Source organism: Oceanospirillum sediminis (assembly GCF_014164585.1).
In the GTDB taxonomy this organism is placed as follows: Bacteria; Pseudomonadota; Gammaproteobacteria; order Pseudomonadales; family Halomonadaceae; genus Oceanospirillum; species Oceanospirillum sediminis.
Map to the genome: position 1 here is coordinate 1 of NZ_JACJFM010000153.1, position 427 is coordinate 427.

The window sequence follows — 427 nt, forward strand, 5'->3', positions numbered from 1 at the left end:
CATCACGATAAACCAATGCTTCATTAGGGCGCACATCGAGTAGTGCTTTAATATTTCTTTTGGCACGGTTGACCGCTGCATTCTGGAACAGTTCGCCAACGGCATAGAAGAGCATCACCGCCACACCTTCGGGATATTCACCTATGGCAAATGCCCCCAAAGTGGCAATGGACATCAAGAAAAATTCCGTGAAGAAGTCGCCTTTTAAGATGCTGTTCCAACCTTCCCGTATGACAGGAAATCCCACGGGAATATAAGCCACAGTATACCAGACTATGCGAATCCAACCTTTAAAGAAGGGAAAGGCATCAAAATAATCAATGGCAATACCAGCAATCAGCATCACAAAGCTGAAAATGGCAGGTAAATAAGTTCTGAAGTTTGACAATTCTTCCGGACTGCTGTGATTGTGTCCTTCATCGTGGCT

1 pseudogene is annotated in these 427 nt (G+C 44.7%); it reads right to left on the minus strand.

Features of this window, described 5'->3' with window-relative positions:
* Positions 1 to 427 (minus strand): annotated as a pseudogene (locus tag H4O21_RS28205) (hypothetical protein); the annotation flags it as partial.